27 protein-coding genes, 1 pseudogene and 1 riboswitch are annotated in these 25,867 nt (G+C 57.5%); of the genes and pseudogenes, 9 read left to right on the top strand and 19 right to left on the bottom strand.

Annotated elements, in window-relative coordinates; genetic code table 11:
• Positions 1-223 precede the first annotated feature (223 nt).
• The 4 genes from ASF70_RS14070 to ASF70_RS14050 form a co-directional block, all read right to left on the bottom strand.
• On the bottom strand, positions 224-661 hold the full coding sequence (locus tag ASF70_RS14070) for a hypothetical protein (RefSeq protein WP_062580546.1): 438 nt from the start codon (positions 659-661) through the stop codon (positions 224-226).
• 38 nt (positions 662-699) lie between these two features.
• Positions 700-1,080 carry a hypothetical protein gene (locus tag ASF70_RS23990; RefSeq protein ID WP_156461837.1) on the bottom strand — a complete coding sequence of 127 codons (381 nt, stop codon included), beginning with the start codon at positions 1,078-1,080 and terminating at the stop codon, positions 700-702.
• Between the two features lie 808 nt (positions 1,081-1,888).
• Positions 1,889-2,542 carry a hypothetical protein gene (locus ASF70_RS14055; protein WP_062580541.1) on the bottom strand — a complete coding sequence of 218 codons (654 nt, stop codon included), beginning with the start codon at positions 2,540-2,542 and terminating at the stop codon, positions 1,889-1,891.
• Between the two features lie 559 nt (positions 2,543-3,101).
• Positions 3,102-3,557, bottom strand: coding sequence for a hypothetical protein (locus ASF70_RS14050; protein WP_062580539.1), 456 nt, complete (start codon positions 3,555-3,557; stop codon positions 3,102-3,104).
• 467 nt (positions 3,558-4,024) lie between these two features.
• Here ASF70_RS14050 and ASF70_RS14040 point away from each other — a divergent pair, with 467 nt between their 5' ends.
• Together ASF70_RS14040 and ASF70_RS14035 are read left to right on the top strand one after the other, a co-directional pair.
• A complete protein-coding gene (locus ASF70_RS14040; RefSeq protein ID WP_156461836.1) occupies positions 4,025-4,306 on the top strand; it encodes a hypothetical protein in 282 nt (93 codons plus the stop codon).
• Positions 4,303-4,542 carry a hypothetical protein gene (locus ASF70_RS14035; protein ID WP_062580532.1) on the top strand — a complete coding sequence of 80 codons (240 nt, stop codon included), beginning with the start codon at positions 4,303-4,305 and terminating at the stop codon, positions 4,540-4,542. The genes ASF70_RS14040 and ASF70_RS14035 overlap by 4 nt, the downstream gene beginning before the upstream one ends.
• A 25-nt stretch (positions 4,543-4,567) precedes the next feature.
• Here ASF70_RS14035 and ASF70_RS24640 read toward each other — a convergent pair whose 3' ends face one another.
• Complete coding sequence (locus tag ASF70_RS24640) at positions 4,568-5,062, bottom strand: hypothetical protein (protein WP_244474040.1); 495 nt, start codon at positions 5,060-5,062, stop codon at positions 4,568-4,570.
• Here ASF70_RS24640 and ASF70_RS24635 point away from each other — a divergent pair.
• From ASF70_RS24635 to ASF70_RS14010, 4 genes are all read left to right on the top strand, one after another.
• Positions 5,047-5,616 carry a hypothetical protein gene (locus ASF70_RS24635; RefSeq protein WP_062580529.1) on the top strand — a complete coding sequence of 190 codons (570 nt, stop codon included), beginning with the start codon at positions 5,047-5,049 and terminating at the stop codon, positions 5,614-5,616. The two genes, ASF70_RS24640 and ASF70_RS24635, sit on opposite strands and share 16 nt — an antisense overlap.
• 218 nt (positions 5,617-5,834) lie before the next feature.
• A complete protein-coding gene (locus ASF70_RS14020; protein WP_156461835.1) occupies positions 5,835-6,185 on the top strand; it encodes a hypothetical protein in 351 nt (116 codons plus the stop codon).
• The gene (locus tag ASF70_RS14015) at positions 6,182-6,673 is read left to right on the top strand and encodes a hypothetical protein (protein WP_062580527.1); all 492 of its coding nucleotides are present in this window, start codon (positions 6,182-6,184) and stop codon (positions 6,671-6,673) included. The genes ASF70_RS14020 and ASF70_RS14015 overlap by 4 nt, the downstream gene beginning before the upstream one ends.
• Complete coding sequence (locus ASF70_RS14010; RefSeq protein WP_156461834.1) at positions 6,670-7,188, top strand: hypothetical protein; 519 nt, start codon at positions 6,670-6,672, stop codon at positions 7,186-7,188. Before ASF70_RS14015 ends, ASF70_RS14010 begins: the two co-directional genes overlap by 4 nt.
• 481 nt (positions 7,189-7,669) lie before the next feature.
• Here ASF70_RS14010 and ASF70_RS14005 read toward each other — a convergent pair whose 3' ends face one another.
• Positions 7,670-8,563 carry a LysR family transcriptional regulator gene (locus ASF70_RS14005; protein WP_062580523.1) on the bottom strand — a complete coding sequence of 298 codons (894 nt, stop codon included), beginning with the start codon at positions 8,561-8,563 and terminating at the stop codon, positions 7,670-7,672.
• A 100-nt stretch (positions 8,564-8,663) separates the two neighbouring features.
• Between ASF70_RS14005 and ASF70_RS14000 the strand changes: the two genes are divergently transcribed.
• Together ASF70_RS14000 and ASF70_RS13995 are read left to right on the top strand one after the other, a co-directional pair.
• The gene (locus ASF70_RS14000) at positions 8,664-9,962 is read left to right on the top strand and encodes an MFS transporter (RefSeq protein ID WP_062580521.1); all 1,299 of its coding nucleotides are present in this window, start codon (positions 8,664-8,666) and stop codon (positions 9,960-9,962) included.
• Positions 9,963-9,974: 12 nt separating this feature from the next.
• A complete protein-coding gene (locus ASF70_RS13995) occupies positions 9,975-11,117 on the top strand; it encodes a mandelate racemase/muconate lactonizing enzyme family protein (RefSeq protein ID WP_062580520.1) in 1,143 nt (380 codons plus the stop codon).
• A gap of 312 nt (positions 11,118-11,429) precedes the next feature.
• Here ASF70_RS13995 and ASF70_RS13990 read toward each other — a convergent pair whose 3' ends face one another.
• The 7 genes from ASF70_RS13990 to ASF70_RS13955 form a co-directional block, all read right to left on the bottom strand.
• The gene (locus ASF70_RS13990) at positions 11,430-12,302 is read right to left on the bottom strand and encodes a hypothetical protein (protein ID WP_062581399.1); all 873 of its coding nucleotides are present in this window, start codon (positions 12,300-12,302) and stop codon (positions 11,430-11,432) included.
• A 275-nt stretch (positions 12,303-12,577) separates the two neighbouring features.
• Positions 12,578-13,218, bottom strand: a 641-nt coding sequence (locus ASF70_RS13985) for a glycosyl hydrolase 53 family protein (protein ID WP_210166806.1), incomplete at its 3' end; no start/stop codon positions are given.
• Positions 13,219-13,739: 521 nt separating this feature from the next.
• Positions 13,740-13,919, bottom strand: a complete 180-nt coding sequence (locus ASF70_RS13975; protein ID WP_062580514.1) for a DUF3606 domain-containing protein — start codon at positions 13,917-13,919, stop codon at positions 13,740-13,742.
• Between the two features lie 242 nt (positions 13,920-14,161).
• Positions 14,162-15,292 carry an SAVED domain-containing protein gene (locus tag ASF70_RS13970; protein WP_062580512.1) on the bottom strand — a complete coding sequence of 377 codons (1,131 nt, stop codon included), beginning with the start codon at positions 15,290-15,292 and terminating at the stop codon, positions 14,162-14,164.
• Between the two features lie 36 nt (positions 15,293-15,328).
• A complete protein-coding gene (locus tag ASF70_RS13965; RefSeq protein ID WP_062580511.1) occupies positions 15,329-15,820 on the bottom strand; it encodes a Mov34/MPN/PAD-1 family protein in 492 nt (163 codons plus the stop codon).
• Entirely contained in the window at positions 15,801-17,519 is a 1,719-nt protein-coding gene (locus tag ASF70_RS13960; protein WP_062580509.1) for a ThiF family adenylyltransferase, read from the bottom strand. The genes ASF70_RS13965 and ASF70_RS13960 overlap by 20 nt, the downstream gene beginning before the upstream one ends.
• Positions 17,516-18,730, bottom strand: coding sequence for a nucleotidyltransferase (locus tag ASF70_RS13955; RefSeq protein WP_062580508.1), 1,215 nt, complete (start codon positions 18,728-18,730; stop codon positions 17,516-17,518). Before ASF70_RS13955 ends, ASF70_RS13960 begins: the two co-directional genes overlap by 4 nt.
• Before the next feature lie 541 nt (positions 18,731-19,271).
• Here ASF70_RS13955 and ASF70_RS23660 point away from each other — a divergent pair.
• Positions 19,272-19,769, top strand: a pseudogene (locus tag ASF70_RS23660) (N-acetyltransferase).
• Between the two features lie 133 nt (positions 19,770-19,902).
• On the opposite strand, the gene ASF70_RS13945 reads toward ASF70_RS23660, so the two are convergent.
• The 6 genes from ASF70_RS13945 to ASF70_RS13920 all read right to left on the bottom strand — a co-directional run bounded on the left by ASF70_RS13945 (position 19,903) and on the right by ASF70_RS13920 (position 25,215).
• On the bottom strand, positions 19,903-21,279 hold the full coding sequence (locus tag ASF70_RS13945) for a YncE family protein (RefSeq protein ID WP_062580504.1): 1,377 nt from the start codon (positions 21,277-21,279) through the stop codon (positions 19,903-19,905).
• On the bottom strand, positions 21,276-21,692 hold the full coding sequence (locus ASF70_RS13940; RefSeq protein ID WP_082471909.1) for a DUF305 domain-containing protein: 417 nt from the start codon (positions 21,690-21,692) through the stop codon (positions 21,276-21,278). The genes ASF70_RS13945 and ASF70_RS13940 overlap by 4 nt, the downstream gene beginning before the upstream one ends.
• A gap of 125 nt (positions 21,693-21,817) precedes the next feature.
• Positions 21,818-22,420: a thioredoxin domain-containing protein gene (locus ASF70_RS13935; protein WP_162237985.1), complete on the bottom strand. Its 603-nt coding sequence runs from the start codon at positions 22,418-22,420 to the stop codon at positions 21,818-21,820.
• A gap of 78 nt (positions 22,421-22,498) precedes the next feature.
• Positions 22,499-23,641, bottom strand: a complete 1,143-nt coding sequence (locus tag ASF70_RS13930) for a TDT family transporter (RefSeq protein WP_082471908.1) — start codon at positions 23,639-23,641, stop codon at positions 22,499-22,501.
• 90 nt (positions 23,642-23,731) lie between these two features.
• Complete coding sequence (locus tag ASF70_RS13925; RefSeq protein ID WP_062580499.1) at positions 23,732-24,331, bottom strand: uracil-DNA glycosylase; 600 nt, start codon at positions 24,329-24,331, stop codon at positions 23,732-23,734.
• Positions 24,328-25,215, bottom strand: coding sequence for a LysR family transcriptional regulator (locus ASF70_RS13920; RefSeq protein WP_062580497.1), 888 nt, complete (start codon positions 25,213-25,215; stop codon positions 24,328-24,330). Before ASF70_RS13920 ends, ASF70_RS13925 begins: the two co-directional genes overlap by 4 nt.
• 498 nt (positions 25,216-25,713) lie before the next feature.
• Positions 25,714-25,790: riboswitch (Fluoride riboswitch) on the top strand.
• Positions 25,791-25,867: the final 77 nt, after the last annotated feature.

Below are 25,867 nucleotides of genomic sequence, written 5' to 3'. Positions count from 1 at the left end.
TCCTTGCTAATGCCGTAGCGGTTGCCGATCACGCCGAATAGTAAGGCAAGGATGATAGCGGCAGGGACTCCCTTTGCTCCACCCATGGCCGCGATCCCTACCCCGCCAATCATCAGTCCAAGGATAGCGCCTCCTACCGCACCGATGATCGACCATATCGTCTCTGCCGGACGTGCTTTGGCGGCTGCGCCCATTTTACGTGCTCCAGCTCGAAGCTTATCTCTCATCCTGCGACCCCCGACAGGCGCTTCCCGCTTTGTGCGCATGCGATTTCGGCGACTTGCGTTGCCGACGACCCGTCCATCAGGCGACTCCAGGATGCATCTGCTTTCGACTTCAGCATCCCGTCAACGGTCTCCCCACTCGCCAGCGTCTTCAGCCGACCGCTGTCGCATTGGAATGCTCGGGTCGTGTAGACCCAGCCGGATGCGTCCGAGTATCTAGTGTTAATTGACACCACAGAACCCTCGGGACCTTTGCCGATCGCAATGACCTTGTAACTCGCCTTAGGTTCGCTTGGACGGTCGACAGCGATATCCACTGACTTGAGTCCTCTCACACTGCTGATTTTCAGTGTTTTGACGTCGAGTTGCTGTGCCATCGATGCCGACGACAGACCTAACGCGACTAAAACGCCCATCGCTATGAGTTGCGGATTCATTTGATCCCCGGTTCGCTAAAAGGCAAACTAACGTCTCGTTATTGAGTCATTGCGCTCGAGCCAGGATACATCAGGAAGTAGAGAAACCCAGCCATATCTTCTATCAATTGGTGGATGGACTTTTCGACTGCGTCCACGAACGATCTATTGATGACGAAGAACGTGGGATTGTCGTCGGTAGTCGCTATTCCAAACAAGTCGTGAGGCAGCGCGGCTATCTTCTCCTGGAATTTCAGAAGTTCATCGGCCGGCCACTCAAGAGAGTTGTGGATCATGCTGTTGCGGTAGACACGAAGCAAATCGAGCACTTCCAGCGCCGCCGTATCGAACTCAAGCCCGACATTCTCCGCGATTTCGAGCGCAACTCCCAGTTTCCCCTTTTTTTGATTTGAAAGTGGTTTGTCTGGTCCTTCTTCCACCGTGCGTATGATGGGTTTATCCGTCGGTGCTGAGGGCCATAATCGGCGCCGATCTTTTGGATAAAGGTGGTTATCAGAGTTTCCACGAAGGAAACGTACAGCGCAGCAACCGTGAGGCTCATGGCACTGCCCATGTACGTCGACTGCTGCCGCAGGAAAATGTATTCGTCCTCGTCGCGTTCGGTGTGACTAGGGAGAGATGCCAACTCATCGATTTCTGCGGACAAAGAAGTATCTGCTCTCTCGTTTGCCCTGATGACGGCCTGGATAGCTCTGAGCTGATCTTCAATCGATATCGACTTCGTCGGTCGCTCTTCCGAGTCGGTGTTCAGCAACATGAATCCGTCAAGCATCTCACGCTTCGATGAGAAGAAATCTGACGGCTCGTGCACGAAGCCGTCGAATATTCCGCCAACTCTTCAGGGGTGAAATCCGACAGCTTGCCAAGGGGGCCATCGGTCAGCTTACGCGGGTTCATCAGTCACCTCTCGCACTACAATTTCGGAATTTTCCAAAGCGTAGGCCGGCATACAGAACTCTGGACAGATGATGTAGCTAATCATATACCTATGCGGCGCGCCGCAAAGTTTTGGAGACTCTGCGGTGCGCTTCCTTAGCCCCTTATGGAAGGGGGACAGGCGGAGCCGCCGTTAGGCGGATGCCGTTCTTCTTGGTTGGCGATGCCATGCCATGATGTGTCCTTTCTCATAGCGCCTACGCGACGCGGGTTACGTTTAGAAGATTGGGCCGCTGCGAACGGCTTACTCTTCCGGTTTAAGAGGCTTCCTTGCGGGAGCCTCTTTTCGTCTCAGCTCTTATAATTGTAAGCTGATCCGAAGGCTTCGGCGGCAGACAACGTGCTCTGAACTTCGTTCGGATTCACATCGTCGTCGTCGTCGAAAAGATTGTCGAAGCGCTGCGGCGCACTCGATTGCTGCTCTGAGGGCAACTGGGTGCTATCGGCAGTCACTTTACTCAACGCCTCCATCGCCACGCGCAGTCCTTGATCGGTCACAGAGAACTTGCCGTCCCCTACCCGCTGAACCAGACCACCATCAATGTACGTCTTCATCTGCGAGCGAGCGGCCGCGATTGTAATATCCAGGTTCTTCAGATCGGATACGGAGACAATTTCCTGGTATCCAAAAGTTGGCATCTCGTTGAGACTCGTCAGCATCACCGCCCAGTTCACCGAAATCGAGCGCTTACGCCTCTGGAACTTCGACTGCGGCTGCGGACCGTATGCCGGAGCCTTCGACGGTAGCGCCTCACCCATCAGCGCCGCCATAAACGCGGTGAATTGGGCCTGGCCGTAGACCATGACGGCGGCATCTTCATAGCTCTCGAGTTGGATCGAGATGTAGTTTATCTCGCTCTGTAACTCAGCACGCTTCTTGCGAAGCCGTCCAATCTTGCGCAGCAGCTCATGTTCTTCAGTGGATTCGTTAACCTTGTCGTTCATGATGCTCGTTAAATCAGATCTCACCCGGCTGCGCAATCCTAAATCTTATGCGTCTCACGGAAACTACAGTTTTCCCCAACAGTCACAAGACAGATAATACGACCGACGACCTGCAGGCTGGCTGCCATTGGAATCGCGAGAACGCGAAAAACGCGACAATCGCAGGCAAAACGCTAAAACCATGTGTAGTACAGAGGTGGGCCGGATTACTGGACAGACGTCGATACGAAACGGATAAAAATCCTGATGACGCACTTGGTGAATTAAATGTGCGCACTGGTAGATTAATACGAACTGTATAATCGTTGATAATACGAATGGTATCGGAGCACAAAGGGACGGAAGCAACGACGCGATGCAACGTGTTGCACAGATCATGCGACGAAATAGCAAACGTTTGCAACTCAAGACGCACCCATGGCCGCCGCGTCGATCTGATGGGGCCAAGGGCGTTCAAGCTCGATGGCCAATCGGCATGCGTGGGTGATCTGGTCGAAGCTGCGGTGCGCGCGTCTGGGGATCGATCGATCGCGTTGATCATGGAGTGATGGCTGCCGGCTTATGGCGCGTACATCGAGAAGTAGCCGCCTTCGTACAGATAGTAGGCCGAATGTCGTTTTTCAGTTGTCACGAACGGGTACAGCACTCGGCGCTTGGCTGGATTTGAACCTCCGTCACAGGTTATGCGGTGAACGAAGACCTTAGGGCCACTCAGGCGCAGATCCTTCTCCGCTGGCTTGAACAGCTCAAACTCGGGATTTGCCAGGAAGGCGTCGACCGTTTCGTATGTCGTGTAGGTGCTGGATTGGCCAGCGTTGTCGCAGGAGTAGAAAATGCCAGATGCTTCGCCTTTATAGAACTTCTGGCTCTTCCCGACGATATTTTTGGTATTCGAGAACCATGCTTCGCCCGACCAGCCAATCACGGTCCACGTCGTATCGATAAAGTCGGCACGAGCAAGGTTGGGCAAGAGCAGTGCCCCGATGACAGCGGCAATACCGAGAACGGATTTCATTGCAATTCTCTTTCCAAAGCTTCCTGCATGCAAACGAGGTCGCTTGTGCGCCCTGTCGTTTCGTAGGCTGTCTGGTATGACTGAGCGCTACGTGAACAGGAGTAACTAGGCCCGTCGGTCATCTCCCGTTCCAACGCCTTCTGCATGCAAACCATATCCTGCACTTGGCCACGGCTCTCGTACCGTTCCTGGTAAACTTGGGCCGTCTCGGAGCATGAACCGTATGGAGTGGCGGCAAAACTGATAGACCCCGTGTCTGCCACGAACATACTCGTTAGTATTACCGTCACTACCACTCGCATTCGACCCCCCGAATAGATCCACACTAATCCCCAAGGTTGTATCCTGAAGTTGTTACGAATTCGGGAACGAGAAGATTAGCAAGGTCGTGAAGAACTTGAGTTCCGCTCCCCAGACGTAAATTGAGAGCTGCCGCCTAGTTGCACGGTGCGTCGCCGACACACATCATGATCGTACAGATCGAGGAGGATGTGATGAGCGAGAAACAGTGGACCCCGAAGCGACAGGCGATAGCAGATGCCCGTGTTGGCAGCCCAGGTTCCTTCTTCAGCGCGACGGTAAAGGCATTCGGACTCTCGACCGACGTCACCGAGAAGGCATCGTTGGAAGCGTGGATCCGGGCATACAACGACGAACTCAAGGTTCAGGGATACGAGGCCGCTGCGAAGTTCTGGGGACAGACACCCAAGATCGTGATGCGGCTTGTGCCTAGGGAGATCGCGGCATGAGCCACATCGAATTCATCAAACGACTGCCGGATCACATCATACACTGCTCTGACGGCGGGTTCGTGGAGATGTGCAGGGCAGCGGAGACTGACCTCATCCCCCATCGAGAAGACTTCTACTGCATCACGACCAGTGATCCCTATTGCGATCCTCGGATGTCGTGGCAGAGCTGGGTCGCATTCGCCAAGCAGATCATCGCGGCCGATGAAGCTGCGCGTGTGGGAGGTGGGGAATGAGCAAAGAATTCGAGGAGCAAGTGGTTCAGAATCTGATGCGGAAGATATTCGGCGTCGTGACCAAGGCGAGTCCGAGTTCCCCTGCGTACTGTGCGCTGCAGGACATCCGTATGCTGGCAAGTCGGTCAACGGCGAAGGCGTGGCGTTTCAGACACTGGAGCCGAACACGTTCGTTGAAGTGCCGGAAGGTCATGATGTCCTCCTGTCGCAGCCGCAGCAGAACGATGCCAACTATCCCATTTTCCGTCGCGAAGGTCTGTCCGGCTTTGCTGTGTCGCTCGGCCTGGCCGTGGAGCAGTTCAACCTGCAGTTCGACAAACTGTCCGACCGTACCTACCGTGCAGTGATGCTCGAGGTACAGCGCGGCATCGAGTCCATTCAGTTTCACGTCCTCGTCCACCAATTCCTTCAGCCGATCTGGGAGCGCCTCGTGTCGGCTGCCGTGCTGCTCGGCCTCTTCACGCCGGAAGACGGCAAGACGATCGACGACTACATGACCGTAGAATGGTCGCTCCGGCACGTGGACATATCAACCCGGTACAAGAAGTGGCAGCCTTCACCGAGGCCGTACTCAACGGCTTCACCAGCCGCAAGCACGTCGCGAACTCGTTCGGACAGGACATCGAAGACATCGACGAAGACAACGCCATCGATCAGGAACGCGCGCGTCTGCTCGGCCTCCGTTACCCTGTCTATCCCGGCCTCGACTTCAAGGAAGTTCTCAGCCAGTCGCTCGCCGAGGACGACGAGGATATCGAAATCGGCGTCGACGAGAATGGCGATGTTGTTGACGCCACCCCGCCCCCGGCAACGGCGGCAACTTGGCTGACAAGATCAACGATTTCGGTATCGCGGTTCGAGCCGGTGCGATCACACCGCAGGTTGAAGACGAGGCCCGGTTCAGGAAGTCGCTGGGACTCCCGGACATGTCTCCGGCCGTTCAAGAACTCTGATCTTCGCAGTCCGGATACCGCCAGCCGATCACGCTCGCTGGGACAGCACCCTCGAGTCTTTTCGCTGGCGGCGGAGCTCAAGGATTCGAGGAGTAATCGGTCTAACGTATATGTTCGTTAGACGATACTCTAAATTGTCAACTATTATGTATGCAAAGTCATGGTACATCAATTGTCAACAATTTAACGGAGTGTACGAATCTGGGAAATCGCTATGTTAAGCGCTCCGCTACGACAGTTAACGTCGAAATTATTTTCGATGTTACTGCAGATAATGCTGGATCTTGATACAGATCGACGACATGCATCCCCTAGTCCAAACGGAAAAAGGAGATGGACATGATCAAACTGAAGCTCTGGTACTACAGCGATCCCCGCGGTTCCGGCCGTCGCCCCACCCGTCGCCCGCTCATCGTCGAGGTCCGCGAAGGATGGACCCATTGGACGCGGCAGTACCTGCATCAGGCTATCGACAACGCGATTGCGGCTGCTGGTTTCGAGCGGGATTTCTGCCATGTCGCGGTCGGGGACACTCGTGCGCGGCACCAAAAAGTTCTCATCGTATATCGCATGTACGACCGCCGCCACGAGCCCGTGTCGTATCCGATTGACCATCCTGCAGTCACCTCCCGACTGCGCGGTCAGCTCGAACTGGCGCGTAAGGCGGCACGTGAAGGGGCGGCCGCATGATCTATCCAGTCTTGTTCGATACCGACTATCCCGACAGCTTTTTCGTCATGACGCACCGTCAGTCGCTGATCGTTTATATTCGCATCAACGACGCCACGAAAAATATCGGAGCCTCGGGGAGTCTTCGAGTGCGGATCGACCACCCCTTTTTCGAAGACTGGACGGCAGAAGACTGGTCTAATCGGATTGAGACGGCAGCAAGCAAGAGTGAATTTTGCCGATATGTCGGGTACAGTTCGCCGACAGCGGAAATCGAGGTCGTCCTTCGCGACGGAGAAGATCACATCACTCTGATGCGCCGCACAGCAGGGCAGCGCATACCTGTCGAAGTGGACATCGACAAGGTCCATGATGCGATCTACCGAAAGATCAGGAGCGTGCCAGTCTCGGGGAAGTCGAACACTTGCCGTCAGGCTGCAGTATCGGACGACTACATGCTCGAGATCAAATGCAAGCGTGTCGGCTTCACCACAAAAGTTGGCAAATGATGTTGCCTGTTTTCTCACTCACGGAGCGCGGCGAGTTTTTGATCGTGCTGTTTCCGGACGGTACTTGCAACGTGAGCCCCATGGACAATCCTGGCACCATTCGGATCTACGCAGAGCTTGTCCGAATGCAAGCAGAAGGCCCTATCGCGCGACGTATCCGTGTCGCGCGAGCGATCTTGGCCACGTTCTTTCCGTCGTTGAGGAACGATCGTCTGGCTGCCATCGCCAGGTCTAGCATCGCTGATTACCTGGCCGGCGGCGCTTCTGTTGATCTATGTCGTTCTACCGCTGAACTCATCTGGGAGATCGCCGAGATGTCGGAAGACGACCGCAACCTCGTAACACCCGGACTCCGGATAGGGCTGACTTCTGAACCGGACTCAGGCATCCGGGACTTCGTCATCTACGACGCGGCGGCCGTAGGCCACCTGTGCCGCTGGTCTGTGCCCGTCGGTAGTGCCCGAGAACAGATGACCTACGCCCACGCTGGTGAGATGCTTTCAAGCGATGCCTAGGCTGCTCGTATCAAGAACGGCAAGTTCGTAGTCAATCCAATCGGCATGACCGGCACCCTATAAAACCACATGACAGCCCCACTACTGATGTCACCGGACGGCCGCACCGGCCCTATCGGCGACCTGCAGATAGAGCGTCGCAGGCCGCATAATGTGCCTGTCGATGCATTGGTTAATCAGTCTTCTGCTTAAGGATGCGTATCCAGGATATGGGGGATCAGCCAACAGCGAGTTGCGCAAGCAACTCGTGTCGCCTCCATGCCTCTGTCGGACCGGAAGCAAGGAAGCATCGAGCTTTTTAGTCGGCTTGCCAATCGTTGTCAGAGCTGATCCCGTTACTGTATCTATCGTAGCAGTGGCAAGGCCGTTGCGATCGAGGCGGATGTCAGCAACTCCGCTGATGTGACCCGCATGTTCGACGCGTTGAAGGCGCCGACTACGATTCTGCGAAGCCTCGTGTCAGATATCTGGAGCAACGGTTTTACCCCAAATACCCCATCTTCTCGACAACACGTCGGATCAGCTTGCTCATCGCACCGATCTTGACATCGTCGACGACCGCACGTGAAGCAATATAGAGCCTGCCATTGTCCGCCGGGGGCGATGACTTAACGACCCGAACGCCGCCATCGCGGACGTAGCGCTCGGCCATGCGCACGGGGAGAAGCGCGGCGCCCAGACCGCCGGCGACCAGTTCAGCAATGACGGAAACACTGGTGCATACGCTCATCTGCGTGGGCATCAGCCCATCTCCGGCAAACCAGCCAGTGACTTGACGGTACATCGCGGAAGGTGCCGGGTTGGTGACGACGGGAAGCAGCCACATGTCCCTCGGCGTGATCGGCTCGGCAATCTCCCAGGCCTTCGGCACCACCCAGGTCGTCGGCTGTGTACCAAGAGGTACGAGCGACATCTTTTCATGACCGATCGGATTTAGAATTACTGCCATATCGAGACGATCCTCGAGAATCGCAGCTTCAAGGTTGGTGCTCGTCGATACGTTCCATTCGGGCTTTAAATGCGGGTGCTCGATACGCATCGCTTCCAGCAGCGGAGGCAGGCAGTTCACAGCAAACCCCTCGGCGAGACCCACCCTGATTTGCCCTACAAGCGACTGTGTCGAGTGCTTCTGCCTGATCTCTTCGAGTTCGCCGAGAATGTTGGTGATGTGCGGGAGCAAAGCCTTACCGCTCTCTGTCACTGACAGGCCGCGGTTAGTCCGCTCGAACAGGTCTTCTCCCAACACATCTCGTAGTTCTTTCAGTCGGAGCGACACCGTCGGCTGGGCGAGCTTGAGGTGATCGGCCGCGCGCTGTGCCGAACCCAACTGCACGGTCCAGTAAAATGTCTCGAGTTGAGCGACCGTCAAACGCATTATTCGTTTTCCAAATGTTGCCACGTCAGAAAATCAGATTTGATCGTGAATTACAATTATGACTAGGTGAATTTCGACTAAGCCCTTGGAGGAGGACAATATGGATTTCGAGAGCGCGATCGTCCGCAAAGCCGCGTGGCGCATTCTGCCTATCATCATGGTCTGCTATTTCGCCGCGTTCCTCGACCGCGTGAATATCGGGTTCGCCGCACTGACGATGAACAAGGACCTGGGGTTTACTGCTTCCCAGTTTGGCTTCGGAGCCGGGATTTTCTTTCTTGGCTATGTCCTGTTCGAACTACCCAGCAACATCGTCCTCTCCAAAGTTGGCGCAAGGCGCTGGATTGCCCGTATCCTGATCACCTGGGCGATCCTGTCTGCAGCAACTGCCTTCGTCTGGAACCCTGCGAGCTTCTACGTCGTCAGGATTCTACTGGGCGCCGCCGAGGCAGGCTTCTTCCCCGGCATCATCTTCTTCATGACGCTGTGGTTCCCGGCGCAGTATCGCGGCCGAATGTTTGCGACTTTCAACATCGCGGTGCCCTTTTCGACGATCATCGGAGCTCCGCTGTCTGGTTACATCATCGAAGCCATGAACGGCTTCGGCGGTTTCAGCGGATGGCAGTGGATGTTCATGTTGGAAGCTCTCCCGGCCCTAATCATGGGATTCGTGGTCTTCTTCTATCTTCCGGAAACCCCGGAGAAAGCGACGTTCCTCACATCGGATGAAAAAGCGGTTCTGATGAAACGGCTTGAGACCGAGAAGAACGCACGTGAGGCAAAAGAGAAGTTTACGATCGGCTCGGCCTTGCGCGATCCTCGCGTCCTCCTGATGTGCTTTATCGCAGTCGGTCTCGTCATGGGAACGACAGGGATCGCCATCTGGATGCCTCAGTTCGTAAAGGAATTCGGTCTTACCAACATGCAGACGGGGTTCGTCACGGCCATCCCCGCCATTTTCATGGCGCTCTCGATGATCCTCGTCGCCCGCAGTGCTGACCGCACCGGTGAACGCGTTTGGCATGCTGCCGGTCCTTTTATTGTCAGCGCCTTGGGTTTCACGCTGGCCGCTTTCGCACCGTCTTCGTTGATCAGCCTGCTTGGCCTCACGATCGGAGCTGCGGGGATCGGCGGAGCATCTCCGAACATCTGGATTTTCCCGTCGACACTGCTGACGGGTAGTGCCGCGGCGGCAGGCATCGCCCTGATCAACTCTGTCGGAAGCACCGGGGGGTTCTTCGGCCCGTCGATCATCGGCTGGGTTCGTGATGCCACAGGCGGCTTTCAAGGCTCGCTGCTGTTCCTGGCTTTCGCCATGCTCCTGACATCGATCGCTATCCTGATACTAGGCCGCTCAATGCGCGAGATGATGCAGGCCGCTGACGCTCGCAAGGCGTAAGGGAGAACGTTGTTGAAGATCAAACGTATTAATCTGTACCATCTGAGTGCGAAGCTTCCGGAAACGATCGGAAATGCGAAAGTGTTTTTCGATCGCCGGGATACCCTACTCGTTGAGATCGTCGGCGGCGGGCTATCCGGATGGGGTGAGACCTGGGCTCTCCCCGCCGCTGCTTCCAGTCTGATCGAGTCCCATCTCGCGCCCCTGGTGCTCGGCCAGGATCCCCAGCACTACCGTCGGCTATGGCAGGACATGACGCGCGCGTTCGAGTCCAGAAGCGGCGTCGCGATGATGGCCGTAGCCGCAGTCGACATGGCACTCCATGATCTCGCCGCGCGAGAGCGTGAGATTCCACTTCATGCATTGTTGGGCGGTGCTCGCCGCAACAGTGTACCGACCTATGCAAGCGGCCCGTTTTTCAAACCGAACGGCCATCCCTATCGTGACTTCGAGCGAGAAGTCGAAGGATACCTCCGAAAGGGCTTCAGATCGATCAAGCTTCGCAGTGGCTTCAGTCCCTCAGATGATGCCAAAGCAGCCTTAATGGTCAGAGGCATGATCGGCCACGAAGCGGATCTGATGGTCGATTTTAATCAGTCCACGACACCCCGGAATGCAATCAAGACCTATAGTCTCCTGAAGGCGGCCAATCCTTTGTGGATCGAGGAACCGACGATACCCATGGACCTCGACGGATACCGCCAGGCATCGGCACACATCTCCACCGCCATAGCAGGAGGAGAGACGTTCAGTGGGCCCGCTGACTTCATGCCATTTCTCAACGCTGGGGTAATGGATGTGCTTCAACCAGATATCGCCATCTGCGCAGGACTGACTGGCGTATCCCAGGTCGCGGTGCTTGCCGATCTCTTCAACAGGCCGCTTATTCCACACGTATGGGGAAGCATCGTGAACTTCCAGGCGGCACTGCATCTCACGGCAACGCTCACCTCTCACCGGGCAGGTGGAACGACGCCGTTTCCTTACATGGAATTCGATGTGGGTCCGAACCCGCTACTCGATCTGGCGGGGCGACCGAAAGTCACGGCTGGAAGCACTTTGGAAGTCCCGGATGAACCTGGCCTTGGCGTGGATATCTCGCCTGGGATGCTTGAACCTCACCTTGTAAAATTCACCACGCTCGAGGCCAACTGAGTCATTCAGGTCATGGAAATCGCTCGGCTTTTGCCCGCGGAGAAGGACAACAAGTGGAACAACCTAATCTGTGATCCGTTATCGCGACAGACATGATCAGCGCGGCACGCAAATGCATGGACTTACCCGGCGCATGACCGGATAGCGACAGCGAAGCGTGCCGCGTATTCTGCGAAGCAGTTTAGAACGTCGGAAGTTAGCGGTTTCCAGAGGTGCCGGAATACTACCGGCACCAAATATGGATCTGGAGTACGCTTTCCCGTAGCCTTAAGCGCCTTGGGAAGAAGGGCATGACATCGTCACCTGACCGCATTACTGCGATGACGGATCCACCCTCTTCCGGCTCGCCGCCCGCCTAGCAGGCCGAAGTTCCTCAATAGTCGGTTGCCACCATTCAGCTCCTTCGGCCACGGGCGTCTTCGAAGGCCACGCCTGCACTAGCTCTTCAAACGTAGGTTTCCGCCAGGTTCCCCAGACGTGGCCATCGGTGGCGCCGGGGTAGAATTCGCCGACGACTTCCGGTTCGACGAGTTCCCCGGTGATCTCTTCGAAGACAACCAGTCCATACTGGATCGCGACGACACGGCCGAGTGGCGGTAGCTTGTCGATGTTTACCGGGTAGCGTCGCCGCTTCCGCTCTGTCGTCCGCGCTTTCGACTTCGCTTCCTGTTCAGTACCCTTCCTCTCTTCGGCGCGGCGTCGCCTTTCTTCTGGTTCGTTCCGGCGCGCCGCTTCCTCGATTTCCGGCCATCGATCCTTGAGCTCTCCGTACGACCGAAACGGAACGTGCCATAACTTGAGGTCGCTATCCCACCGCGAGTAGGCAATCTCGCGAAGCTTCTCGACGACTGTCCTGGAATAGGGAGTGTTGATCCGGAAGCCCGCTCTTCCAAGCTCAAGATAGACGCTCGCGATCGGATCGAACTCAAATGCGTCCCTGCCCTTCGCGTCGGCAAATGCATCGGCTTCCGCCTCCAGCTCCGCCAGCCACCGCGTGAACCGACGAGAGGCAGTGGGGCCTGGGACGAACCATGCTTGGCGGGCTTCACTCCACCGTGCACGGGGGAAGCGTTTCCGGAACTGCTCCACGGTCATTCTATCGAACGGAAAGCTGACATCAGCACCGAGCCTGGTGTCGGCTTCAGTGGTCGGTTCGACGTCGTCTGGTTTAGACTTGGCGCTCATCGAGATGTTAACGCCCATCGGCCTGGTCAGGTTTCAGCGAGGACTATGCCGCCGCCCGAAAGCGTAGGGCGGCAAGTTCAGCCGAGAGGTTCTGGTCGACAGAGAGGTCAGAACGTATGAGACCATGGCTCCAACGTTCACCAGAGAATGGTCGATGCCACGGAGGGCAGTCGACGATGGGATACCAGCACACCCCGGCTATAACAGCACCATGGAACACCGCGATATCGACCTGCTCCAGCACGTGCCGGAGCCAGCCGCCTTTGTTGAGANNNTGGTGGACGGGATGTCCGTCGTGCCAGCTTGTCTCCGACACCATGATCGGCTTGCGGTAACGTCTCCATGTCGCGAGCAAGACCTTCACGAGCGATGTTCGGGCTGTATGCGGGTAGTAGTTCACCCCGACGACGTCCACATCGACCGCGGAAACGATCGCATCTGTCGCCTCGAACTGGCGCTCGCCCACGCCTGTGATGGGGTCGTTCGTTAGAATTCCGACATCGGGATGATGATCCCGAGCGACCTTAGCCATTAGTACTGCCATCTCGACAGCCTCGTGACGCGGCATCCCGGCGATCATCGGATAAAGCGAAGGCTCGTTGACAGGACAAAGCCACAGCTTTTCATTTCCATTCACCGTAAGTGCCGCCTCGGACGCGATACGAGCACAACGCACTGGATCCTGATTGCGGTGGTAGTGGGAGAGATCCCAGATCGCTTGAACGCCCGCGTCTCGTGCTGCTGCGAGGCGAGCGAGCGCGTGGTGTCCGGGGACGAGCCCGTCGCGGATTGTGAGAAGTCCGTGGTTGCGAACAATACGGAAATGGTCGGCCAACCGCGCATCCGCCGTGTGCCCGGTCGTAATCAGGAGATCATGACGACCGCGATGAACAAGGCCGCACTCGAAGCCTGCCATGATGTTGCTTCGGAAGAGTCCGGCAAGCCGAAGCGGGAGCGGCAGTTGTCGAGTCAGGTCCATCGCTTTCCATACCACGACCGCGTCGGGCCTCGTAGATGACGTCAGCGACTTCGCTCCGTCTTCGGAATGAAGCGCACATGGAGGTCGACTTCTGCCAAAACGTCACCCATGATCCGTGTGGACGACCTTACGGTATTTGTCGAGATCTGGCCGACTATGCAGTCAGGTTCGCCACCAAGGCCGTTTCCCGTCTCGGACGGCGACGTGTACGAGCACTGAAGTCGCAAGCAGAAAGCCAGAGACAAGCGCTGCCACCGAAAGCAACCCGCCGTTTGAGATGTCAACCCTGGCTTTCATGCCCACGTCTTTATTGAACATGAGAGATGCGTCTGCCGTTTGTCTGTCTGCTAAGAACTCGTCGAGCGGGCCACCATTGTGAGACACGTTCCTGGACGCGTCTCGCGTCTGAAATGGCTCAGTGGCGCCCTGGTCGGAAACCGTAGGAAGCCTACGCACGCTCAACTTTTCTTCTCCAGTTCGTCCTCGACCTTGTTACGGCTGTTGCCAGCGTTTTTGACTGCGGATTTTACCTCATCTTTGGATACGTTTTCTTTGTCGGCTTCGTATCTGACTTCATGTTCCTGTCCGCCTGCAACACGTTCGCGGTCCTGAGCACGTCCTCGGGATGTGGTCGCCATTGTATATCCTCCTGATTGATTTGGCTCAGAAGAACGCGACAAGGATTCGGTAAGTTCCGTGCGCTGGTCGTCACAGCTATTGGACACATGGCTACGTGAAGGTTTGCCCTTAGCTTTTCCTAAAGTGCCTGTCCTGAATGACCGCTTCGGGGCCGAATGCAGACTAGCGGCTTATAGGAGCCGACTGACGAAAAGCGGACGTGCAAGCTTAGGTAGGGGGATGCCAGGATAGCCGCTGTATCCTATCCGATGGCGATCGTTGGGACGAATGCCTGCGCAGTACGGTTTTGGTCGTAAATCTTCATCGTGAGGTCAGCCTTCGGCATCCAGACGCGTCCCGTCTCCACCGCCGCGGACGCTGGCAACGCCGGGAAAACATGCAGCATCACGCCTTCCCCGTGATAGGCCTTGATTCGGTCGAACAGGTTCCGCACCAATTTCTTGTAGGCGGCGAGGTCGTCCTTCCTTCGCATGATGTCGTTGCCAGATTGCTCGCAGGTGATCGACCAGATTGCGGTATCCTCACCCAATACCGATGTGATGCGCTCGTCGTTTACCGTGGCACTCAGGGCGAGCTTCAACGCGACCGGCACGTCCTTCCTGCCACTATATTCGTTGACCTTGTAGGCGATGTGCGGCTGGTCAGGTAGCCACTTCCAAGTGTCCGGTTCGCGGTGCTTCTGATGCACGGAGACCGGTACCACGTCGCCGAGGAGCGTCCCGAGACGGATGAGCAACGGCTGCGGAGCCAAAGCGAAGACGCTTAACTGGCGGATTTCCCGTTGCTCGATCCGCTCCTTGATTTTCCGGGCGAAGGCCATCTCTAGGTTCCGGTCCTGTCCGGCCCAGTACGCCTCCTCGTGGTCCTTCAATTCGGAGCCAATGAGTTCGATGTCAATCGTACGAAAATCCGCCGGATGGTGATCAGGTGGCATCGCGGCAAAGATCGCTCGTGTCGTGATAACCGCGTCGCGTTGACCGATGTCCGCCGCGAACCTAACGACATGGGAGACGCGGTCGATATCCATATCGGTGACGATCTCAATACGGTCCTCATGTTCGGCCTTCATAGTCAGAAGGACGGCTTCGTCGTAGTCGGCCACGTGGTCCACGTCGATCGCCTTATGGTGGACCGGGCACATAAGCATCAGGTTGTCGATGTCTTGAGCAAGCTGCGGCGATCTCACCACATCGCCCCGAGGGCCGCCTACCTCGTCGGCGACGATGTGGGCGATGTAGCCGTACTTGCCCGTCTTCTTGCCCGTGATGAGATCACCGATAAGAAGCTTGTTGCATCCTCGGAACTGGCACCGCCCCGCAGCCTTCGCCCAGAGGGCGTTTGCAACCTTTGCCGGGATAGCTGTCTTAGACATGTCGCTCCTTCAATTGCCGCACCAAGGCGACCCCTTTCAAATGAATCTTTTCTTCGCTCGTGGGATCGGGTCGTCGATCATCTCGACGCGTTGCGGGTGTTGGCCACGCATGAACAGGTACGTTCCAACCTGCAGCATAACGAACATCCGCAGCCGGACGACCATCAAGACCGAGAAGTCGATGTTGCCGACGTCTTCGACCATCGCCTGCATGGTCCTAATGTCGGTGATGCTTGGGTCCACCGGGAAGCTCGGATGGGAATGCCATTCTCCTAAGTAATTGAAACGACCGAAGTCGTTGCCATTCCTCTCGAAGAATGCTTCCAGTGCCTCGGCGTGCAGTTCCGGGCGGCGCTCAAAGTAGGCGCTCTCACCGCCGTTTGGGTCAACGGTAACGTCCACGACACGAAATCGCCCTTGGTCGTCCAATTGCTCAGCGAGCAGCAAGCCACCGGTTTCCCGGCGTCCAGACAGGGCTAGTTGCCTGCAGATTTTCTTGCGGACGGCGCTAGGCAGTGCGATCTGCATCTTCGGCCTGTCTACGGAAAAGAAGGTTCACTAGCTCTTTCAGCTTCACCTCGTCGGGCGACGATCCCGCGTTCCAACCTTCGGTGCCTGTATAGGTGATGGGGTGGGTATCGAACGGGGCGGCGAATATCCAGCCCTCACCGAGGCCGACCGCATACGCGGGAGCAGGGAACTGGCTCCCGCCACCCCGCAACGTATCAATCGCGAGACGCGCCAAGTGGCCGGCCATCACGGAAACGTCGGCATCGTCCGCGATCAACGGCGGCTGGTCCGCCCGCATGACGCCGTATTCTAAATGGCGGGAGGGCACCTCCCACTCGACGCCCTTGTCTTCGCACCACTTCAGGATCTGGCGGCGGGCCACGTCTGGGGACGGATCGTGATCCGGTCGAGACCGGGCAATGATGCCGCCGATCCCGCCCCCGAAGACCTCGCCCCACACCATCGGTCTGCCCTTGAATCTCGCGGCGGCCGATGCGAGGCCGAAAACGGTGGCGTCCGCCGTGGCGTCGATGATCAGGTCACAATTGGCCACCGTATCGAGCGCGATGGCGGTCCACTCGGAACTCTCCTGACCGCCGAGGTTCACGATCTGCACCGTGACCTCCGCGTCTGGGGCTATTTCGAGCAGCCTGGCCCGCAAAGCTTTGGCCTTATGTGCCCCGACTCCGCGCCAATCCAGTTCGTTCCTCACCAGGTTGCCGGGAGAGAGGATGTCGTCGTCGAACAGTTCGAGCTTCCGGGCTCCTGATCGTACGAGCATCGCTGCCATCCTCGACCCAAGTGAACCGCATCCGATCAGGGCTATCCGCTTGTCGGCCAGCGCCGCGTTCGCGGTCGGTAGTCGCTGTTGGTCGGCGTCGATGACAAACGTGGAGTATCCGTAATCCTTAACTCCACCATCCGCCTTTCGATACACCATCGCCAACCACGCAGTCGTGTCATCCACCAGCAGATAGTTGGCAGGCGGCCACTCCGGATAGTCGGTCATAACGCCCGCAGCCTCGAGCGCGATCTCGAGGGTCTTCACGGTGATCGGCCCCGGAAACTTCAGCCCTCGAGGGACGCGGATGGCGGTACCCCTGTAGTTAGTCGCCGTCGACACCGGCTTGCTCCGATGCCAGATTCGAGCCCCATCAGGGCCCAGGGCAGTCAGATGAGCCACCGCGGCTTCGCCGTAATAGTGTTCGTCGATCTCGATAGGCTCCACGTGGCCGTCGGCCATGGCCTGGATCAGGCGCAACGGTTCTTCCTGTATGACCAGCCTGAGATAAGTCCCGCGAAGACGCTGTCCTTCGGATACGACATGAGCTGAGGGAACCCCTTGGCCCGCCAGCTCGACGCTCTCTCCGACGAGGAGCCGATGGGCGCTTTCGATCATCATGGCGCCCGTCCAATCGAGCTGCCAGTTGTCGGGCCGATACTCCAGGCAAAGTTCGCCCGATAGACCGTATTGATGTCCCGACAGACGTTCGCCGTCTGCGTTGAAGACCAGCGGCGGGATGGAGGGAAAGAAGTCCGGGTAGTGCGTAACGAGACGCCATATAGAATCGCCTTCGACAATGTCGAAATCCAGCAACAATCTTAGGCCGTCAAGGCGCCACCGTACATTATGGAGCCAGTCTGCGGACTGCTCGAGGCGAGCGACCTTCAGACGTTCCGATAAGCCCCGGTCCGGGTCCGAAATCCACCAGCTCATATGCCGCCGAATCCTGCAGGTTTGCCCGGAACGCGCCGCTCCGTGGGGAAGGTCGGTGTAGCAGCCGCCGTAGCAGATGCTGCCGTGGCAGTCCGCAGGAGCGATGAAGCCGACTTCGGCTCCGCACGGTCCCTGGCCCTTTCGGCAAGGCCACGACCGATGCGGGGTGCAACCGAGTCCGTGATCATCTGGCGGCTGCTGACCTGGGCTGCATAGAAGAAGTCACGCCGGGCTGCTTCCAGCCATTCGTAGAATGCAGCACGACGCTCAGGGTGCTCGGCCCACTTGTCGGCGAAGTTCTCGAGCGGGTCAGACGGATTGGGAATATATGACCGAACGCCATCGAAGTCGATGAACCTGTCCATCTTCGTTAAGATGGAGACCAGGGCCTGGCCGATAGTCTCCTCACCCACATATGCGTGGGCGGACAGGGTCGTCAGAATCACCGAGATGGGTTTGACGCCCTTGCGTTCCGCGAACATCTGATCGCGGTGGCGCTTCAGGATCATGATTGCTTGTTGCAGCGGGGTGACCACCCGGTATTCGGGAATGCTCTCAATGCTGGCCTGGGCTGCTTCGGCGAGCTTCCGGCGCTTGCGAGAGAAGGCGACGGCCATCCGCGAGCGGAACCATGCGGCATAACCCTTCGGGTTGGATCGGGGCCAGTCGGTGGTGGGCTGATAGAAGATGGGGTGCTTGTTGTCGGTGATGGCGATGGCGGTGCCGGCCCACTGCGCGTCCAGGCCGCGGGACTCCAGCAACAACCGCATGGATGTGCCGTTCGGTAGCGCCGGCACGATATCCATGTGGAACTGGGCGCCATCGGCATATTCGAGCGTCCAGCAACGACGGCCTTCCCCGAGTGGCTTCACCATTGCCTGTGCTATCCGATAAGCCTCGATCTCGACCCGAAGCAGTTCCTTGAGCGTGTACTGGGTCAACTGGTCTTTCTTGAGAGCGGCCAGTTCGCAAACCGAGTCGATATCATACTGGCCGTTTTCGTCCTCGGGCTTGATGACCGTGCCCAGCCGGAACGAACCCTGCGAATACACTTGGGGGTCGTACTGTTTCACCGTTGAAGCATCGCGATGCAGCCACTTGCCCAGCGACTCGTACCGGGCGACCGCCTGCTCGTACCTGGTGGGCGAGATCGTTAGCTCGTCCGCCAATGCCTCGAGGTAGCCCTCTGCTTCCTTGGTAATCGTAACCATCGCGCCCTCATCCTGCTGACCCTTTGATGAGCACGACCATCGGCGCTCGCGCCAGAAGGCGCATGTCGTCCGAAAGCTCGGATGGCTTTGTCCCGAAGCCGGACCGAGTGCGTCGCAACCGACGAGCCTGAATGAATAATGCCCCACGGCGATTTACCGCATATTAACTATTAGACTGGTGCCAGCAGTCGTTCAAGGTGCATTCTTCGGCGACTCGCACATGGGTTGAGCACGTAACGAAATCGGCCAAGCACAGCAAGAACACACACGTGCGGTTGGGGTAAGCGGGTCCGTACTTGATCGTTACGCCGAACGCGACGCAAGTCTCCTTCGGGCATTCCTAATTGAGGCGGGTTTGAGATGGGCCGAATGGTAGTCGCACCGATTAGGCCTGACTTTTCGGCCTCTACGAAACCGAGGCGGGGGCACCAACTCGGAACGACTGAAATAAAGGCGCATTCCTGCCGAGACGTGTTAGCGGCTGTTGGCCCGAAGCGGACTTGCTATTGGCCTAGCAAAGGTCGTTTGCTAGAAATCTCCTATGATAATACGCTCGGAAACCTCGCTCGACATTCCAGAAATCCAAACGCTTGTCGCAAACGCGTTCGAAAACGCGGCTCACAGTGACGGAACAGAAGGAGCGATTGTCGAGGCCTTGCGAGCAACAGGTGCTTTGACAATATCCCTCGTGGCAGAACGGGATGGCGTGATCTCAGGCCATATTGCCTTCTCACCGGTCGAGATCAACGGACAATCTGTCGATTGGTACGGTCTTGGGCCCGTCGCTGTAAAACCTGATCAACAGCGGCAAGGTGTTGGTACTCGACTCATTGAAGCTGGACTTGACGAGATAAAAGCACTGGGTGCGCGGGGGTAGGTTGTTCTGGGTGATCCTGCTTATCATGGTCGCTTCGGGTTTCATCCTGACACCTCGCTCCAGTTTCCAGGCGTTCCCCAAGAGTATTTCCAACGCCTAGCTTTCTCAGATGACAAGCGTGATGGGCTGGTGCGCTATCATTCTGCATTCTACGGGGAATAGTCGCTTTTGGCGTAGCCCTGCCGAGGCCTTGGTCTGCAGTCGGCCAAACAGGTCATCTGCTTGCTCTAATAGCGGCAAGCGCACGCCGTTCAAGGAAAATAGCACTACGCCTGCGGCTCTCCAACCGACAATCCTATCGAGACTTCAAAACGGCATCCTTTGATGGTTTGGCACCTTCGACCAGGATCACGTTGGGAGATGCTGACGCTTCACCCGCATTGACGATCGCGCGTGTGGGGCTGGTTGCGGATGCCATCGCGGCCCCCTTGGCATCGGTCTTGAAGGCGACGATCGGTTCCGGCTGGCCTTCGAAGAGCAGCGTGTAAGTGGTGTCCGGCTTCAGCTTGGAAACGCTGACGTCGACGATATCGATCAAACCGAGATTGCGCGAAACGATCATGCCGCTGCCCTCCATATTCTCTGCGGGCTTGAGCATGAGGGTGATGTTCTCGGGCATATCCTTTTGCGGCTCCAAGTTTTGACGGCCATCACCGCCCACAACTGCGTCGGGAACATAGATCAGGGCCTGCGGAGCTTGGCCGGAGGGGATGTGGGCGATCTTCGTCTGCTTTTCGGTGTCGATGACATCGATCGCATCGCCATTCTCCAGTCCGACATAGATACGGCTGCCGTCTCCGGAGCCCCAGATGCCATGCGGAAGCGCCCCGACCGGTATGGTGGAGACCAGTTTGGCTTCATCATCGAGTGTGTAGACTTTCACGACATTCTCGCCGCCAATGGTCACGTAAGCGAGGGTGCCAGCGGGTGTCTTGGCAAAGGCCAGATGGTTTGTAATCGGGCCGGTATCGATAACACCCTTGACCTCAAGGGTTTTGGTATCGATCCGCGTTACCTTGCCGACGTCCTTGTGGGTCAGCCAGGCTTCCTTGCCGTCGGGCGTGACCTGTATGAACGGCGAGAAGGGCGACACGACCGGGATGGCAGCTATCAGCTTTTTCGACGCCACGTCGAAGACCTGGACGACGGGGTTGAAGCTGTTTGCGACGAAGGCGCGCTTGCCGTCGGGCGCGAAAATCGTCATGCCGGGGCCACTCTCCGTCTTGATCCGATCGGTCTCCTTGAACGTCTTGGCGTCGATGACCGACAGGTAGTCTTCTCCACGCACCGTCACCCAGACATGCTTGCCATCGGGTGTGAAGAAGGCTTCGTGCGGGTTGCGGCCGATATAGGTCACACCCTTCACCTTGTTGGTCGCGGTATCGATGAAGGTCACCGAATTGGTAACGGTGGAGACAGCAACGATTGTTTTATGGTCCGGCGAAAAGCCGAGACCGTGAACATTGACTTCGCCCTTGTAGAGAGGGCTCAGGACGTTGGGCCTTGGATCACCCAGCTTGATCAAACCCAGAAGCGTGTTCGTCGAGGGATCGATGACGGAAACCGTGTTGCTGTTCTGGTCGGCGGCATAGACTCGATCCTTCGCGTCCGGAAGAGCCAGGGCGGGAGATGCTGCGAGTGCGGACATCAGAACCAGGATGGAACGTTTCATTTTACGGTCTCCAGAGTTGCGGCAGGTTGATTGCCCGACTGATCGAGCATCGTGTGCATCAGTTGAATCTCATAGGTCTGCTCGGTGATGATCGATTGAGCGAGGTTTCGAATTTGCGGGTCTTTCGTGCTGACCAGAACCGCCTTGGCCATATCGACAGCGCCCTGATGATGCGGGATCATTTGCGCGAGGAAGTCCCTGTCCGGATTTCCGCTCTCCGGAACCGACATCATGCCGGCATGCATCTTTTCCATTGCAGCCTTCATGCTTGCCAAGAACGCATCTGCTGCTTCATTCTTGCCCGCCGGTTCGGGCTGATGATGCTGGTGCTGCTGTTCTGACAAGGCGGGGCTGAGGGAACCGAGGCCTATGCCGACCGCCGTTGCGATAAGAACTGTGACTTTGGCGCGCATGAGGTCTTCCTTTCGACAAGAGTGGGTAAGAACCCATGGAGGCGGGATTCATTCCCACGTGACGGACAATCCGTGCTCACGTTCCCGTGACTGGGCTCCAAGTGATCTGCATCGGGCCTTTCTGATCAGTCGGCTTGTGCGGCGGCGATAGCATCGGAGACCTCGTCGAAACTTCGCTTCACTTCGACCCGCTCGCCGTTGACAAAGAACGATGGCGTGCCGGCCACACCGAACTTTTGGCTGGCCTCGGTCGTCGCGGCATTGAGCTTGTCCAGATAAGCCTGATCGGCAACAGCGCGATCGAAGCCCGCGCGGTCGATGCCCAAACTGCCGGCGATCTCGCGCAGCACTTCCTCGGGATTGGCAGCCGCGGCGATCTCGTCGAACTTCGACATGAAGGTCGATACCGTCTCATCGAATCTGTCCTGGCCCCGCGTATTCGCCAGCATGAAGATGACGGAATCCGCCGAATTTCGCACGAAGGGCCGGTAGGCGATCTTCAGCTTGCCCGGTGCCACATACGTCTCCTGCAGCTTCGGCAAGTCATTTTCATGGAAGTCGATGCAGTGACTGCAAGTCGGGGAGGAATAGACGACCAGCGTGACCGGGGCCGTCTTCACTCCAACGATATTGTCCTGGAACACAGCCGGATTCATCAAGCCCTGCACGGGGTCGGCCTTGGCGGACCCTACACATCCCAACGCAATGCCGCCGACAATCATGGCCATAATACGAAGCGTCATATCTTCTCCTGCTCGGTTCGAGAAAACACTCCAACATGGGCAGACGCCGGAGTGTTTCGATCATCAGTCTGCCTTGAGGCAGGGCGCGATAAAGAGCGAGCGGTCGAGTGCACCCTTGGTCGTCTTGGCCGCAACCAGCAGCCACATGCAGGCAAGGGCAGTTACGAGGACCGCGCCGAAGACAGCGATCGCCGATATCGGCACCACCGTCGACAGACGAAGCGTGGCGACCGCAAATACGCCGAGCGGGAAGGTGTAGCCCCACCAGCCGATGTTGAAGGGCAGGCCCTCGCGAAGGTAGCGCAGGGTGATCAAGACGGCAGTGGCCAGCCACCAGATGCCGTAGCCCCACAGAAGTATCGCGCCCAGGAAACTGGCTCCGCCGAAGGCCGGAGCAACGCTGGCCAATCCATTGGCCGCGAGCACAGCGGGGCCGGTCTGGCTCATCACGAGAAGGCCGAGGGCTCCGGTTCCGATCGGGCCAAGCGCCAGCCAGCTCGAGGCAGCCATGTTGACGTGCGGAAGCTTGTGGACGGCCATGCGGAGGAAGAGGATGACGAGGACGCTCATGGCCAGCGGAACCGAGCAAGCCCAGAGAACTAGGCTGGTCATTAGCACCGTCAATTGCGTCTGGGCACCAGTTATATGGGGCAGTAGCAGACCACCGCTGACGGCCGCTACCTCGCTGGCCACGATCGGCAGCAGCCAGACCGCCGTCATTTGGTCGATCGAGTGCGATTGGCGCGTGAACATCATGAACGGAATGGCCAGACCGCAGGCGAGCGACAGGATGACGTCAATCCACCAGAGTGTCGTCGCGATCGTAACCGCTGTGTCGCCAATATGCGGGATACCGTAAATCAGAAAGCCATTGATGATCGTGGCCAGCCCCATAGGGATGCAGCCGAAGAACATCGACACGACCGAATGAGAGAATACCTGGCTCGCCTCATGGAAATAGAGCGTCCACCTTGCTGCGTAGAGTACCGTGCAGGTGGCGAACAGCAGGATATTGAACAGCCAGAGACCTAGCCCCACGGCAAACAGCCATGGATGGCCCGGAAACTGAGCAAGGGCCACGGACAGGATGCCGGTTCCCATCGTGGTGGCAAACCAGTTTGGTGTAAAGTTTCGTATGACATGGCCTTGCATGGGAACATCCGCGGCTGGCGTGATGGGCTTCTGGAAGGCAACAACTTGTTGCATGACTTCTCTCCTGATCATTGAGGAGAAAATAGGTGACGACGTCAATCAGTTCCAACGCATAGTTCAGGTTATTTCGTTCGACATTTTCGATTAATTGAGTATCGCGGCTGCTGTTTCGAAGGCCGCATGCAGACGGTCGCGCAGCGCCGGCGAAGTATTGATCAGCGTCGGGCTTGGGTGAGGAGACAGGATCACCTCGATACAAGCAGTTTCCAGCAGGTCGCGCGCGGCACCCGCCACCGATCCCGCGAGAACCGCGACCTTGAGGTCCGGCAGCAGCGGTAGAAGACCATGCAGTTGCTCTATCCCGTCGTGCCGCTCGCTGGCCATGATCGGTTTTGTGGTCGCATGGACCCAAGGGACCGCATTCCACAAGACGATGTCTTCTCTCGATATCCCGGCCCCAGCCAGCGCCTGTCGCAGATTCTTTGCCGTGCCGGTCGGGTTGTCGATCGAAACGAAGCGACGGCGGCATTCGGCCCTACTTGGTCCAGGTGTCTCCAGAAGGATCAGCAGTCGCGCGCCAACACCGCCGTCGAATGGATCGAAGTTCGGGATATCGCTGGCGGACGCGAGCTGAAGACGGGCCCGGAAGTCATTCAATGCGCCCATATTCGAGTTGTGGAGGGCAGCCAATCGCTCCTTGCGTCGATGCTCGTGCCAAAGCGTCTCGGGTCCGCGATAGGTCAACGTATCTGTTCCGATAGCAGCGCCTCAAACGCATCGGCCGCCTTCGAGCGATATCGTTCCTTGTGTCTGATCAGGAAGAACGGGCGTGGAAGCGGGGGATGGATTGCCTCCACCAGTAGCCCGCTATTGAGTTCGGTCTGGGCAGCACTTCGCGAGGTCAGCGTTGCCCCCATGCCCGCTTCGACTGCGCCGAGGACTGCCTCGTTCCCAGGCAGGACAATCGCAACATCTAAGGCCTGCAGCTTTAATTTTTCACTGACAATCATTGCCTCGAAGGCGAGACGCGTGCCTGATCCGGGTTCGCGCAGCACCCATGTCGCCTCGGCAAAATCCGGTCTGCCGAGCTTTTTGCCTTTGGCCCAGGGATGGGTTGGCGAAACAACGACGATCATCTCATCCGTGGCGATCATGCGCGACGACAAGGTCGGGCGATCGACCCTGCCTTCAACCACGCCGAGTTCGACCCGCCCTGCCTCGACAGCATCGGCCACCGCCTCGGTATTGCCGATCCTGACCTCGAGGCCGAGACCTGGATAAAGCGCATGGAACCTAGCGAGCCGTGACGGTAACCAGTAGGCTCCAACGGTTTGGCTGGCCATCACCGACAGCTCTCCGCGCAACAAACCCGCCAGGTCGCTGAGCGCGGCTTCGGCCGTCTTGGCCTCCGCGAGCACCTGAAGTGCGTGTTTGAGAAAGATCGATCCCGTCTGGTTGAGAACGATCGAACGTCCGATCCTGTCGAACAGCGCCACGCCATGCCGCTCCTCAAGCGCTATAACTGCCGCGCTGACGGCCGACTGCGTCATGTGCATCGCCTTTGCGGCTTTGGTGATGTGCTGGTGGCGTGCGACTTCGGCAAAGATGCGCAACTGGTCTAGGGTCATAGGGATCGCAGTCTCGAGTTCATCCAGTTCAACAATCGATTTTTCTAAATGTTCATAATGAATTTAAGCGATAAAAGTGATGTTGCACAGCGCTGCAGGAAGGCAACGCCACGGGGAATCGTTGCCCATAATTTTCGACGCTCACCAATGCAGAAGTCACGCACAGAGCAGTATGGTGGATTCAATGTTAAGTCGCACACGAGATGACCTCTATTGGCGCGTGGACGTCATTGGCGTTTTGAAAAAAATGGTTGCTAAACAGGGGCAGTCTACGCCCCTAGGATAAGACCGCGGTCGGACTGACCGTCTATCCGGAAGAGAAAGCCACCGTGTCCGCGACAACGGCACCGCGCTGTCCCATGGGCCGCGGGCTGCCTGTCGTGGAATGCTTTTCGGTCTGATGTAAGCGGTGTTGCGACACCACGTCAGCCCCTCACTGTCCTGTCAGAGAGCAGCATCGCACCGGACGTTGACAATCATCTCTAAGATGCCATATCGATTTCTCACGGTAATGGATTCTGCCGGGCATCAAGCCGAACCGCTTCTCAGATGAAGCTGATGACTCCTACTCAACGCGAGCCACGCGAAGGAGTAGAGTCGTGCCTGGAAGTCAAAGTCCCTTTAATTTTCCCCTGATCGCCGGATTTGATGG

This window comes from Rhizobium sp. Leaf321 (assembly GCF_001423215.1).
Lineage (GTDB): Bacteria > Pseudomonadota > Alphaproteobacteria > Rhizobiales > Rhizobiaceae > Neorhizobium > Neorhizobium soli.
This window is presented reverse-complemented; position numbering and strand designations above follow the sequence as displayed.